This window comes from Stygiolobus caldivivus, from assembly GCF_019704315.1.
In the GTDB taxonomy this organism is placed as follows: Archaea; Thermoproteota; Thermoprotei_A; order Sulfolobales; family Sulfolobaceae; genus Stygiolobus; species Stygiolobus caldivivus.
The window spans coordinates 541903-555130 of record NZ_AP024597.1; the positions used below are offsets into that span (position 1 = coordinate 541903).

Consider the following 13228-nt stretch of genomic DNA (forward strand, 5'->3'; position numbering starts at 1 on the left):
TTTTGTAGACATGGGAGAGACCTTAGTGAGTTTTTCGCCAAAATTTCACCAACCCTTATATGAGTTTCTAGTCAAGAAAGGGTATAAGGTTAATGAAAAACAAGTATTTCGTGCAGTATATAAGAGCCTTGGGAAAGACCATTTTCCTGACCCAGTCCTTGGAGGGCTAAGCGAACTAGATTTTAAAGAGGTGCTTTATGATCTAAAAATATGCCCTAAGAGATGTCTTATAGAGCAGTTAAAGTCTCTAGTATTACTCTCGGGCCATTGGGAGCTATTCGACGATGCAAAACTTTTTCTTAGTGAGTTAAAGAAATACGGATACAAGGTTGTGATGATTACAAACGCTACGCGAAGCGTATATAAAATCGTCGACGATTTAGACCTCACTAGCTATCTCGATGATATTATAGCATCTTGCGACCTTGGTATAATGAAACCCCACCCTCGTATATTCAGAATCGGTATAGAGAAATACGGTAAACCAGTTTTCCACATCGGTGATATTTACGAAATTGACTATATAGGAGCTTTAAGAGCTGGGATAACTCCTATACTCCTTGATAGATATAACTACTATGACGATATCAACGCTAATAAGGTGAAAAACCTATTAGAAGTCCTAGAATTAATAAAAAATATCTAGAAATATTTTTGGAAAAAGTCCCACCACATCCAAACCCTAAATACGAATTAGAGCAATATATCACTCCTTCAAATTTAGCATCAACGCTACTGTGGACAGCTTATTTAAGAAACGAAATAGGTAGAGAAAAATACGTTGCGGACTTAGGCTGTGGCACGGGCAGGCTTTGCGCTGGTGCAGTTATTCTTGGTTCAGATTGCCTATGTATAGAAATAGACAAGGAGAGTATTTATCTTGCTAGAGAATTCTTTGAAGAAAACGGCTTAAATGCAGATTTCTTGCTTGCTGATGTAGAGAAGCTTAATATTTCAAGGGAAATCGATACTGTAATCCAGAACCCACCATTTGGAGTAGTAAGAAAAGGTATTGATATTACATTTCTTAAAAAAGCATTAGAAATAGCTGATACAGTATACACTATCCATAAGTCCAATATTATGACTAGAAAACTAATTGAAAGATTAGCCGGTGAGTTCAATAGGTCTACAGAAGTTGTCACTCTAAACTACGAGCTGAGACCTTATTATCCTTGGCATAAGGAGAGGCACCATATATTTATGGTAGACCTCTACATTTTAAAGAGACATCCGCCCAGAAGTTATCCCTTTTAAGAATTCTAATATCCCGTCTCCATTTGGTTTATCAAGGATTATATCCGCAATAGCCTTAATCTCAGGTAATGCGTTACCAACAGCGACCTTAATATCAGCTACCTTAAATAGAGACAAATCGTTCTGACTATCGCCTAGAGCTACTACCTTACCAGAAAAGTTAAGGAGGCTTTTGACAAACATGACACCACTCCCTTTATCAACATTATCAGGTAATATCATAGCGTCATTTCTATTCCATTCCACTTTAACACCTTTTACATTTATATTTAAAGGATTAATAACGTTGTTAACATAAACAATCACCTCACCTACACTGTACTGTATACCTGTCCGATCTAGCTCTTCTAATACTTCTTTTCTTACCTCAGGCCAATTATTCGGTGCGTTAGTAAATACCTTACCTTGATAAATTATTATTGCACCGTTTTCAAGAACCCAACCGGTAGGCTTAAGGGCGGGAGCCAACTTGGAGATAAACTTTCTTTCCCTCCCCGTAACTACAAAAAAAGGGTATCTACTTGAAAAATTATTTATGAATTCAGCTACTTCCTTTTTTATGACGAAATTGTCTTTTTCATCTGCTAATGTCCTATCGTAATCAGAGGCAAATAGATAACTCATTTTAGGTAAATTTGTAACCTAATTCCTCTAATACTTTTTTCATCTTAAGGGCGTCCTTTTCAAGTTCCGGGCTTTCACATATCAACGTGATTGACAAGTCCTCTCTTTTTACTAATTCTTCAGCTAGAGGTTTAAAGGGAGGTGCATCATTCTCAATTGGTAGGTGCTCATCAACATACTTACCATTCCTAAAGACAAGAGACTCAAAATGAGAGTTTATATGAGTAAGACCTAATTCTCTTTTAAGCCTATCTATGATTTCTCCGTAGTCAATTCTCCCACCCTGTCTAGCAAAAGTGTGAGCCCAATCGATATAAGGAATGACTCCTTTGATTTCTTTCGAGATAGAAACCACTTCATCGAGAGTACCGAAAGCCGTATCTTTAGCCATTGTTTCTACGCCAAATTTTACATTTTTAATTCCCTGAGACCTTGCCTTATCGACAACTTCTCCCAATTCTGATTTAACTTGTTGGTAACATTCCTCAGGGCTTAACTTACCGTAAAAGGCAATATGGATAGCAATCGCGTCAGCTTTCATCCTCTCAGCCCTATCAGCAGTATCAAAGATCCTAGCCTTAGACGCTTCTACCTTTTCCCGTTCATTAGAACATAAATTCACAAAATACGGTGCATGAACAGAAAGTCTAACTCCCAACTCCTCTGCAATTTTCCCTGCTTCTTCCGCCGATTCAGGTTTCATTTTAACTCCTTGAACAAACTCCACCTCCATAGCGTTTAGTCCTAATTCCTTAACAGTCCTTATCCCGTCTATTGTATTCCTCTTTTTTGAAGATAGAGGAACCCCTGCAGGCCCTAAATATATCTTAACCATAATTGTGCTATACGTAAAAAGGATTTAAAAGAGTAAGACTACTTCGACTAGCTAGTTGCATCCGCAGTCAAGGTAGTCGCCTTCTCTTTAATCACTCTCTCATTCTCTCTCACTAATAACACTAGAGTCTGCTTTAATACTCCTTCATCAAACTGTTCTGTAGTTAATCCTTTTACTTGGTTTACTACAACGTCAACTATAGGATCTAGAGGCATAGTCGAAATTATACTACTTATTTCCCTAATTAACGTAGACAAGTAATTTACTATGTCATCATATGAAGCACCTTGCGATTTCTTATTATCTATAAGTTTCTTTATATAGGTCCTTATCCCATTCCCTGCCTCATTTAACGCTTCAATAACAACATTCTCTATAATTTTCTTATACTCATCTATCCCACTGCTTGTAAAGGTCACCGTATCAGCAATGATACTTGACTTACTAGACAGACTTTTTATAATTGAAGTCGTGATAGAGTTCTTAAGGTCTTGCTTTTCTGTATCTGATAATTCTAATTTAACTTTCATTGAAGTTGAAACTACTGGCGTCAGTCCCACTTTCTCTGCTACGAACTCTACTAGTGTTTTAGAGGGAACTCCATTTTCCTTAAACTTGAGAGCAGCTAGAGGGCACAAGGTTATTAACATGGGATATTTAGCACCTAAGGCCCTGGCCATTTTATCAGCTCTTTTACCTAAGTTTTTCTCTAGTATTGCACCTGAACATCCTTCTACCTTTTTAACTCTAAAACCTAAATCCGTAAGCCTCTTTACAATCTCTCCGACGTAAGGGGTAGCAAAACACGCCGCATGTAGATATATCTCTTCTCCATTTCCATCTATTTGTAATGACTTGAGTAATCTCAGCTCTATCGGTGACACCTCAAACCCTACTCTCATACTGTTCATATTGGAATAGTCCTTGTAGGCTTCAGAAAACACCCTATAGTCTTCAGGCGATATAGTTATAACTTCTACTGCTGTAGATAAAATTGATTTGTTTTTCTCCATTTTCTCGTTTAATTTTTCACCTCCGCTGATATAGTCCATAAATCCGCTATCATAGGTAGTCCCAACTACTCTTACTTTAGCACCTAAAAGTTTCAAAAGCCTTAGAACAGTTATCGCTACATTAGGGTTTTCAACTAAGTTCCTTCCAACCCATAATACTATATCGCTTGAGCTATCGTTTACCGACTTTAACTCAGGGTCTTGAAGTAAAGGAACGTCAACTGGGGGCTCCTCTGGCATCTTCTTAGCTACTATACCGTTTAGCCTGACTAATAGTGAAGAAATAGGTATTTTAGCTGGACATACACCATCACATAACCCACATTTATGACAACCTGATAACTCAACTATGGCATCATCTGTTATATCTACTCCTCCTTTAAGGTGGTAATACGTTATAGCACCTTTAACAAAATCAAACATCCCTTTAGGGGCATAAGGCGTTTGTGGAATTAGCTTGAATTGTGGACACACCGTTACGCACATTGCACAGTCTATACACTGCATAGCATAGTCCGTAAATATATCCAAATACCTCTTAACGTATGTAAACCCGTTGACCTCTCCACCAGGTGTTATAGCCTTAGCAAAACCTATACCAAACCTAAACCTTAAAGCCTCTTGTTGCTTACCTACTATTTCAAGGACTACCTTACCCCTCTTCTTAGGGTCTAGGACTTTACCCGGATTGAATATTTCTTCTGGATCCATTTCCTCTTTGTACTTCTTGATTACTTCATATCTATCAATTCCTAATTGTTGGAACGTCTTACCCATCGCACTGAGCCTATTCTTAGCGTACTTATGTGCAAATATACCTACAGAGAGTAGGGCACCTCCAACTTTTATAAACGAGTCCATCATTAACGTATTTTTAGCTAAATCGTAAATGATCTTTTTATCTTCATTCTTAAGCGAGACTTCCGTAAAGGCGTTCACCAGCAATACTTCTCTCTTCTCAAGGTCTATATCAAGGTCAAACCCGGCATTAGGTTCCAACTTCCCTAATTCACCTAAAAATCCTTTTAGCTCGTTAACAAGTTCCCCTAATTTAGTATAATGAATAAGGCCATGCTGGTGTATTAAGAGACCCTTAGACCTTAAAGCTGCAACTACACCGTGATTAAAAGACCACCAGCCCGTCCACTCCCCTTCATAAATTTCAGAATTAAACATTTGCGCTATCCTATAGATCTTAGGCTCTACTAGAGTAGACCTAGTAGATGGGTACATAATGATCATGTTCCATTTTCCTCTGCTTAGTTTCGCGTTAAACCTATCTACTATATTCGTCGATATAGATGGACCTCTAACCTGGACGTGCCAAGCGGGTATTACTTCTCTATAAAATTCTCCTACAGCTTTTATGGCGTCTTCAAATGAGTTAAAAGCTAATACGATCGCTTCTGTCGGGGCATATTTCCTTAACTTAATCCCGGCTCTTACTATAATCCCAGTTATACCTTCTGCACCAGAAACTAAAGCTAAATTAGAACCTTCTAACCTGACTATCTCTCCCTTAGGGTTAATCATGTCTACGAAGGAAACGTTATCTGATATAAAGCCGTACTCGTAAGAGCCTATACCTAATGCATCGCCCGCTACTCCCCCACCCACGGTCGAATCATATGACGAGGGAAAGGTCCTTAACTGTAAACCTTTAGACTGTGCAGCCAAGTCAACTAGTTTCCACGTAGCGCCCGGCTCAGATATAGCTTGTGAATTAACTTCGTCTATTTCTACCTTGTCCATCTTAGCAAAGTCTACTATAATCCCGCCGTCAACTGGAATAGCATTACCGTATCTGTTTGTAGCCCTACCGTAAGGTATTATAGGGACTTTGTATTTCAAAGCAATTTTTACGAGATCAACGACGTCTTCAATAGACGTAGGATAGACCACGTAATCTGGAATAAGATTTAATTTTAATCCACCAGACCATACTAGTTGAGGTACAAACCCCATGTCAGCTGAATGTGAGAACCTCTCAGTAATACTATCGGAAAAGTTATTCCCAAAACGTGATTCTAATTCTTCCCTTATTCCCAACTTAATGACACCTCATTATTGTAAATAACCTTTACCTATACCCCTTTATAATCTTTTGTAACAATAAATAATATTTTTTATCATTGCAAAACTCTCGTTCCTAATAAATTCTATTAAATTCACTAACTAATCGCATACAAAAACTTTGGAAAAATTAAAATTTAACAAGCAAGTATATGAAGCAGTGAATGCAATCTTACTCACATTATTAATAGTATTTGGTTTAAGCTTTATATCAAATATAATACCGTTTGCAGGGGCTCCTTACACTATAATTACATCGTATTTCATAATCCATTATCATGCTCCTTTACTCCTAGCTGGAATATATATATTAGTTTCTGGCATTGGGGCAGCTTTAGCTAAAATTTTAACGTACCTTTTGGGCGTAGGACTAGAAAAACCTCTCAATAAAAATAAGAATTTACCGATTTTGAAACGGTTTATAAACTCTAAATATTTCTTATTATCATTATTTATCTTAGCAATACTGCCCGGTCTTCCACTAGATGATTATTTATACATCGGCGGAGGTCTGGTAAAGACTTCCTTGCTTAGAATGATCAAAATAACTATACCAGCTAAAATAATAAAAAGCAGCATAGAGATACCTTTAGAAATACTGGGAATAATTCAGATAAGTTCCATAAGTGGATTAAGCCCACTGGAGTTAACAATAATCTCTTCCGTAGCCTTTGTAATTCTAGGAATAATACTGGTTAAAATAGATTGGGAAAGGATATACGTAATAATTAAACAAAAATACCCTAAATTCAGTTTATAGTCTCAAATGAAGATCTACTCTTCAAGAAAATTCGACGTAGAAATAAACAATTTTACTCTACCTAATGGTAAGACAGTAGAAAAACCTTACGTAAGACATCGTGGCTCGGTAGTAATAGCACCATTTCTAGATAATGAGACAATAATTATGATAAGGCAATATAGGCCTATAATAGGAAAATGGTTGATAGAATTTCCCGCAGGCACTATAGAAGAAGGCGAACAATTAGAAACTACTGCCTCAAGGGAATTAGAAGAAGAAGTAGGATACAAAGCAGGTAAACTTCAGAAAATCTTGTCATTTTATGTCTCTCCAGGTGTAATGACTGAAGTAATGCACTTATACCTAGCTACTAAATTAGAGAAAACTGCCCAAAAATTGGAGGAGTATGAAGTGATCGAACCATTCGAAATTAAGCTTAATGACGCAATAAGGCTAGTCGAAGATGGGAAAATAGAAGATGGGAAGACGATCCTCTCTTTACTATTTATTTCAAGAAAATATAGAGATCTCCTATTTCTCCTACAATAATGGGCTCTTCAAAAGCGACCCATTTTCTAGCCTTTACTTCCCTAAGCCTTTCAACTACATTTATCCACTTATCTAACTCGGGTATCTCATAGATTACGACAAATTCATAATCACCTATACCGAAGGAATAAGTAGTATAAGACCTTATCCCTTTATTATCGGGGTGTGACCTTGCAACGTTTATATGTTCATCCATAACCTCTTTCCTTTCTTCAAAAGGAAGTAAATACCAGTCTACGGTCTTTTTCATCGGATAAGCGACAAAATACCTTAATGGCTCTTGCTTAATGTACTTTAGGATCTCCACAGACGTCTTACCGGTATAAGGAGAAGGTTTGAAATAAGAAAAGAATAATAAACGTTCACTGACAAGCCCAGAAAGAGAGGATAAAACAGAATATCTGAACTCGTTCAAATTCGACGTATCGGTATCAGCCACCCAATATATAATATCTCCGTTATCTCTCAGTGAATTGTATCTCTTTATAGAACCTAATTTATTATAATGTGACTTTTCCACTTCACCGATTGTCGAGATAAATTGGCCTCTTTGAGCTTTGCTTAATTCCCACCATTTATCAGAAAACTTTAACGATATAACATACATGAAAACGCCTTGTGAAGTAATTGACATAAGTTAATATAATACTAACTCATATTAACGCCTTATTACACGAACTCCATTAATAATGAATAATATTTCCCTCCCATAATCTTTACAAAACCCTTATCTTAATAACCTTATTTTACACTTACTTAGAGACTAAAGGGCAAGACCACGTCCTCCCGTATATCAAGTTTTTCCGCCCACATTAACGGTCTTGTTACCCTTTGTAGACTCACCGAGAATATAATTATTATAACTGAGATTACCTATTAATGGGTAATAGGCTATTTATAACTGGTAAACCAGGTGTTGGCAAAACAAAGGTTTTAATGAGACTGGTTAATGAACTCTTAAGGTTAAACGTAAATGTTACAGGTTTCTATTGTCCCGAGATTAGAAAAGGTGGGATTAGGACTGGTTTTAAGATAATAAGTATACCTTCAGGCAAGGAAGAACTGCTAGCCACAACGGAGAAAAAAAGTAACGTTAAGGTTGGCAAGTATTTTGTTGTTCTAAATGAAAATTACGTAAAAAACCTTGAAAATGAAATTTTCGCAAAACCTGACGTAATAGCTATCGATGAAATAGGCCCAATGGAACTCTCGGTCCCTAGCCTCAAGACCCTAATAGATAAAGTCTTAGAGTCAGACTTCTTTGTAGTAGCAGTCCTACACAGGTCTATTAAATTAGAAGGAAAATTAATAGAAATAACAGAAAATAACAGAGATGCTGTTTTCTCCCAACTACTAGACCAAGTTTTAGCTGTTCTGAGAAAAAACAATAGCAGTCTGAATTTAAGAAAAAACAATTAAAGGCCCAGAGTAACTCAAATGGTGTGGATAACAATCTTAGACATAGAATAACCTACATTATACTAACTTCAGTAATATTGTATGTACTTATCGTACTAAATTTTAGAACGAGCGTCCTTTCTAATCCTATATCTGCCTCAGTAATATCGATCTCCTTTTTCCTAGTTATAGCCATGATAATAATAGTAGTAAACCCACATCTCCTAAACCCTTATAGAAAAATAACCATCCTAGATGATTATGTGGCCTTCATATCTAGTATAACTTTTCTACTAGTTAGCGTTACCCTGATTAACTCCTTTGGTACCGATGATATGGAATACATCTACGAAGCACTAAATAACCTATTCAGCGGTAAGGATCCTTACTCATTAAACTATTATCCTAAGGGTGTATGCCCAACTTATACCTTAAACGGAGGGTATGCTGCTCACTTTATATATCCTCCTTTCTCTTTTATAATCTATATACCATTTTATCTACTTCTAAAGTTTTTGAGTCTACCACCCTATTATTTGAACTTAGAAAATGTAATTTTTGACGTAATTTTATCAATTATAATTTACCTCGAGGGTAGGAAAAAGGAAGACCCTTTTGCGTTATTACCGGTAATTTTCATCTATATAATGACAGCTGCCTCAGTCCCTCCGTTCTACGGAGTATTCGCTGTAATACCCACGACATTTTTGGCAATAGCCTACACTAGACGAGATAAAATAGGCGGAGTATCATTAGGTCTAGCTACAATGTTAACACAGCTCTCTTGGCTTGCAGTACCTTTTGTCTTAATATACAGAATAAAGGATAACAGGGAAAAACCTACACAAACCATTAAAGGATATTTTGTACCCTTTCTAATCACGATCTCAGCGTTATCATTACCTTTTCTACTTTGGGACCCGCACGCATTTATCTACAACGTTATAACTACAGATTCCTATACAATACCCGTAGGGCAACTAGGTCTTACAGTTATATCCTATTCAGGTGTTTTCCCCCTAGAGCCTTGGTTTTTCACGTTAAGCTTAGGAATAATATCGTTATTCCTGATTTATATTTATGCAAAACATTTTGAGTTGATTAAAGAAAGTCTATGGATATTTCCTCTGATAATCAGCTGGTTTTTATGGAGGACATTAACAGAATATTTCTTTATATGGATTCCTTTATTATTCTTATCTTTATATAATGTAGATTATAATAAAATCCCGAATATTAGAATAGATATTAAGCGACAGATATTACTCCCACTATTCCTCGTAATAACTTTACTGAGTTCACTAGCAGTCTATGCTCATATAAATTACGTCCAATCAGACCCGTTGAATATAGAAGGAGTATATCCATTGGGTAAATTACCCTATAATGCGCTTCTAATAAAAGTATATAATACGAAACCATATACGATAAATATAACCTTAGTTAGAGTATCACTCCCTAACAACCTGAACATGGTATGGAACTTCTCAGCAGGAAGCATTCCACCTAATTCTACGGGGTTAGTATTTGCATACGCCCCAGAACTAAATGAAAGTATCAACAGTACTGTCTTCACAGTCCAAGTATATTACAATTATTATTTCGCAACATATACTGTAAATACCTCTTCGCCGAATGTATCATAAATGATGCCAGAATATGTTAGGAAAAAACTTATCTCCATAAATTATGACCAAATAATAGAGTATATAACGAAAAGAATTAGAGAATATATTGAAGAAAGTGGAAAAGAAGGAGGAATAGTAGGACTAAGTGGAGGAATTGACTCCTCAGTAACAGCAATATTATTATCAAAGGCAACGCCAAAAACCTATTTCTTGTTAATGCCTTCAAAATCTACTCCCCTAAAAGACATCGAACATGCTTACCAGATCTTGAAATTAATAAAAGCTAGAGATGACCAGTACTCTCTAGTTAATATTGATAACCTCACTGAAGAATTTAGTAGACTAATAAACACCGACGACAAATTAATCATAGGAAATATAAAAGCGAGAATAAGAATGGTACTGCTTTACGCTTATGCACAGAAACGTAATTACCTTGTTATCGGTACTGGGGACAAAAGTGAACTAATGCTAGGGTATTTTACGAAATACGGAGACGGTGGGGTAGATATACTCCCGATAGGTGACTTATACAAATCACAAGTTAGGGCCCTGGGATCTTATCTAGGTGTACCAAAAGAAATAGTAGATAAACCTCCCTCACCTGGATTGTGGGAAGGGCAAACAGCAGAAGGTGAAATAGGAGTAGACTATGAAACGATAGATTCGATACTTTACCTGAAGTTCGAGGAAATGTTCGATGAAGGAGATATAAGTAAAATGACGGGTACGGAACTACCTACCGTGAAAAAAATAATTAAAATGGTCAAAGTTTCCCAACACAAGAGACTACCGCCAGAAATCTTTCGAATAAGCGGTAGGGCTATAAATTCTGACTGGAGATATCCTAGACAATGGGGTTAAAAATAGAACTTGCACAGATAAAACCGAAGTTAGGTGATGTCCCTTATAACTTAGATAAACACATAGAAATAATACAAACCTCATCCGCTGACTGTATTATATTCCCGGAATTGTCACTTACTGGCTACGTGTTGAGAGATTTAGTATTTGACGTGTATAAAGAAAGTGAAAAAGCAGTACATAAACTACTTGATAATAAGGGAAAAAAGTGTGTAATTGCAGGATTAGTAAAAGAAGTTAGACCTGGCATTCTAAGAAATAGCGTAGTAATTTTAACTGATGAAAAAACAAATTACATTTACAAGTTCTATCTGCCTACTTATGGGCTTTTCGAAGAAAGGAGATATTTCCAAGCAGGTGACCCAAGGACAGACCTTATTGTTAATGAATATAAGGGATATAAGTTTGGGGTAGTTATCTGTGAAGACGCATGGCACTACGAACCAATAGAAGCCCTTGCTCTAATGGGTGCGGATCTGATATTTGTACCTGCAGCTTCGCCTATGAGAAGACTTTCTAGGAGTTTAGTAATTAAAGACCAGTGGGAAGCTCTATTAAAAGCGCACTCTATTATAAACGGTATCTGGAGTATCTTTGTAAATACTGTAGGAAGCCAGGAAGAGGAGTTCTTTTGGGGCGGTTCTATGGTTATTTCTCCATTAGGTGAAATTATTACTTCAGCAAAATTATTCGAAGAGGATAGAGTTATTACCGAAATAAATTTAGACGAAGTGAGAAAAAATAGATTTTTCAGCAGTTTCAGAGAACATTTACAAGGCTTCCACGAGGTTTTACATAAGCTATAAATTTATACTTTACCGACTAATATCAAATAATTATGCTGACACAGAGAATTAGTATTGGTAGAATATTACTGTTACTATTACTAATATTGTTAATATTGTCTATATATAACCCATTATTTTTAGTACCGGCTATTGCGTTTTCTCTGTTCCACAGTCTAAATAACAAAAGTTTTCTGCCTATACCTTTTTCGATATTTCTTCTACTGCTCTTAGGACTACGGGAGCCCTATTATACGTTTGTAGTATTAGCACTACTACTATTCCTATTACTATTTATGTTTGTAAACCGAGAGAGATACTTCCCTATCAGATAACAAATTTTTAAAATGAAAATGAGTTTATTACTATCTAAAACGGCTTAGATTTAAGCATAATAGAAAACAAGTATAATCACATGAGCATCACAAAAGTAGATGAACTCTTAACACTACCCGGCTGGGAAACAAGGAAGAAAATAATAGATAGCTTGCAAGAAGGACCAAAAACCGCCTATGAACTTTCTAAAGAGCTAAACATAAACTATTCTACAGCAAGATATCACCTCGAATTATTGCAAAAATTTGGTCTAGTAAATATTAGAAAAGGCAGGAAATATTACTATGAGCTTACCAAAAACGCAAAGCTGCTCTTAAGAGATTATTAACTTTTCTTCCAATACTCGTATAAAACAGGAAAATAACACCAATTATTTTTATATTCTACAAATGGAGATCAAATAGGAATATGAAGTGCTCGACAGAGTCTGTGAAAGACATTAGGGGCTTTAATTTCCTAATTTCTGATTGTAACAAAGAATTCTTTACCTCAAAATTTGAGGAATTCAGAAAACTCTCAAATGAAAGCGGAAAAACATACATTATAAGGCTGGCTGAAAGTAACTATTTCAGGTTTGAAGTCTTAATGATATCTAACGGGCCCACTCTACTATCAATATCTACAAGTAGGGGGACTAATAATATAACCCTCCGTGACTTTACGCTATTAGAAGAATTAGGAAAACTCAGTTGTTGCGCTTATAATAATCAACAATTGAAAGAACTATTTGATAAGTTCCTCAGCTCTCAGACCTCTAACGAATCCGAGGTAGTAGACTTAATGGATAAAAGAGAAGAAGTTGATGTAAAAGAGGAATGCCAGGGTATCACACAGAAAGAACTAAAGTTACCAGAACAGAGTGAAGGAAAGTGGTCTTCTACAGAGCTCCTATCTACTGAAAGACTAGTCCTAAAAGCACTAGCAGGACAGGTGAAGTTCCTTACTATTTCCACTGAAAGGCCACAGAATTCTATCAAGTTTACCTCATTTGAAAGGCTAAAGAGCTTATGTTGTTTCATTAATTTAGTCCTGGCTAAACTGGACCAATGTCCTAGCCTTAAGGAGAGCTTAGACCCTCTGCTACACCAAGATTCCAGCGGAAAAAGAAAACGTAAAAGATAGAA

At 36.3% G+C, this 13228-nt stretch carries 15 protein-coding genes; 11 read left to right on the forward strand and 4 right to left on the reverse strand.

Annotation, left to right across the window (positions count from 1 at the left end; all coding sequences use genetic code 11):
- The first annotated feature begins 10 nt into the window (after positions 1 to 10).
- On the forward strand, positions 11 to 646 hold the full coding sequence (locus tag KN1_RS02790; RefSeq protein ID WP_221290498.1) for an HAD family hydrolase: 636 nt from the start codon (positions 11 to 13) through the stop codon (positions 644 to 646).
- Between the two features lie 8 nt (positions 647 to 654).
- Positions 655 to 1257, forward strand: coding sequence for an METTL5 family protein (locus tag KN1_RS02795; RefSeq protein WP_221289316.1), 603 nt, complete (start codon positions 655 to 657; stop codon positions 1255 to 1257).
- Here KN1_RS02795 and KN1_RS02800 read toward each other — a convergent pair.
- The 3 genes from KN1_RS02800 to KN1_RS02810 are packed head-to-tail and all read right to left on the reverse strand — an operon-like array spanning position 1222 to position 5778.
- A complete protein-coding gene (locus tag KN1_RS02800) occupies positions 1222 to 1881 on the reverse strand; it encodes a phosphoglycolate phosphatase (RefSeq protein WP_221289317.1) in 660 nt (219 codons plus the stop codon). The genes KN1_RS02795 and KN1_RS02800 overlap by 36 nt on opposite strands.
- Before the next feature lies 1 nt (position 1882).
- Positions 1883 to 2716 carry a TIM barrel protein gene (locus KN1_RS02805; RefSeq protein WP_221289318.1) on the reverse strand — a complete coding sequence of 278 codons (834 nt, stop codon included), beginning with the start codon at positions 2714 to 2716 and terminating at the stop codon, positions 1883 to 1885.
- Between the two features lie 47 nt (positions 2717 to 2763).
- The gene (locus KN1_RS02810; RefSeq protein WP_221289319.1) at positions 2764 to 5778 is read right to left on the reverse strand and encodes an FAD-binding and (Fe-S)-binding domain-containing protein; all 3015 of its coding nucleotides are present in this window, start codon (positions 5776 to 5778) and stop codon (positions 2764 to 2766) included.
- Between the two features lie 145 nt (positions 5779 to 5923).
- On the opposite strand from KN1_RS02810, the gene KN1_RS02815 reads away from it, so the two are divergent.
- The gene (locus KN1_RS02815) at positions 5924 to 6562 is read left to right on the forward strand and encodes a hypothetical protein (RefSeq protein WP_225905761.1); all 639 of its coding nucleotides are present in this window, start codon (positions 5924 to 5926) and stop codon (positions 6560 to 6562) included.
- 6 nt (positions 6563 to 6568) lie between these two features.
- A complete protein-coding gene (locus KN1_RS02820) occupies positions 6569 to 7093 on the forward strand; it encodes an NUDIX hydrolase (RefSeq protein WP_221289320.1) in 525 nt (174 codons plus the stop codon).
- Here KN1_RS02820 and KN1_RS02825 read toward each other — a convergent pair.
- Positions 7050 to 7727 carry a chlorite dismutase family protein gene (locus KN1_RS02825; protein ID WP_221289321.1) on the reverse strand — a complete coding sequence of 226 codons (678 nt, stop codon included), beginning with the start codon at positions 7725 to 7727 and terminating at the stop codon, positions 7050 to 7052. The genes KN1_RS02820 and KN1_RS02825 overlap by 44 nt on opposite strands.
- 245 nt (positions 7728 to 7972) lie before the next feature.
- Between KN1_RS02825 and KN1_RS02830 the strand changes: the two genes are divergently transcribed.
- The 7 genes from KN1_RS02830 to KN1_RS02860 all read left to right on the forward strand — a co-directional run bounded on the left by KN1_RS02830 (position 7973) and on the right by KN1_RS02860 (position 13226).
- The gene (locus KN1_RS02830; RefSeq protein ID WP_221289322.1) at positions 7973 to 8512 is read left to right on the forward strand and encodes an NTPase; all 540 of its coding nucleotides are present in this window, start codon (positions 7973 to 7975) and stop codon (positions 8510 to 8512) included.
- Between the two features lie 23 nt (positions 8513 to 8535).
- Positions 8536 to 10137 (forward strand): hypothetical protein, encoded by a 1602-nt coding sequence (locus tag KN1_RS02835; protein WP_225905762.1) that lies wholly within the window; start codon positions 8536 to 8538, stop codon positions 10135 to 10137.
- A 3-nt stretch (positions 10138 to 10140) separates the two neighbouring features.
- On the forward strand, positions 10141 to 10983 hold the full coding sequence (locus tag KN1_RS02840; protein WP_221290501.1) for an NAD+ synthase: 843 nt from the start codon (positions 10141 to 10143) through the stop codon (positions 10981 to 10983).
- Positions 10974 to 11789: a nitrilase-related carbon-nitrogen hydrolase gene (locus KN1_RS02845; protein WP_221289323.1), complete on the forward strand. Its 816-nt coding sequence runs from the start codon at positions 10974 to 10976 to the stop codon at positions 11787 to 11789. Before KN1_RS02840 ends, KN1_RS02845 begins: the two co-directional genes overlap by 10 nt.
- A 32-nt stretch (positions 11790 to 11821) precedes the next feature.
- Positions 11822 to 12103, forward strand: a complete 282-nt coding sequence (locus tag KN1_RS02850; RefSeq protein WP_221289324.1) for a hypothetical protein — start codon at positions 11822 to 11824, stop codon at positions 12101 to 12103.
- 80 nt (positions 12104 to 12183) lie between these two features.
- The gene (locus KN1_RS02855) at positions 12184 to 12432 is read left to right on the forward strand and encodes an ArsR/SmtB family transcription factor (protein ID WP_221289325.1); all 249 of its coding nucleotides are present in this window, start codon (positions 12184 to 12186) and stop codon (positions 12430 to 12432) included.
- 80 nt (positions 12433 to 12512) lie between these two features.
- Positions 12513 to 13226, forward strand: coding sequence for a hypothetical protein (locus KN1_RS02860; protein WP_221289326.1), 714 nt, complete (start codon positions 12513 to 12515; stop codon positions 13224 to 13226).
- The last annotated feature ends 2 nt before the right edge of the window (positions 13227 to 13228 follow it).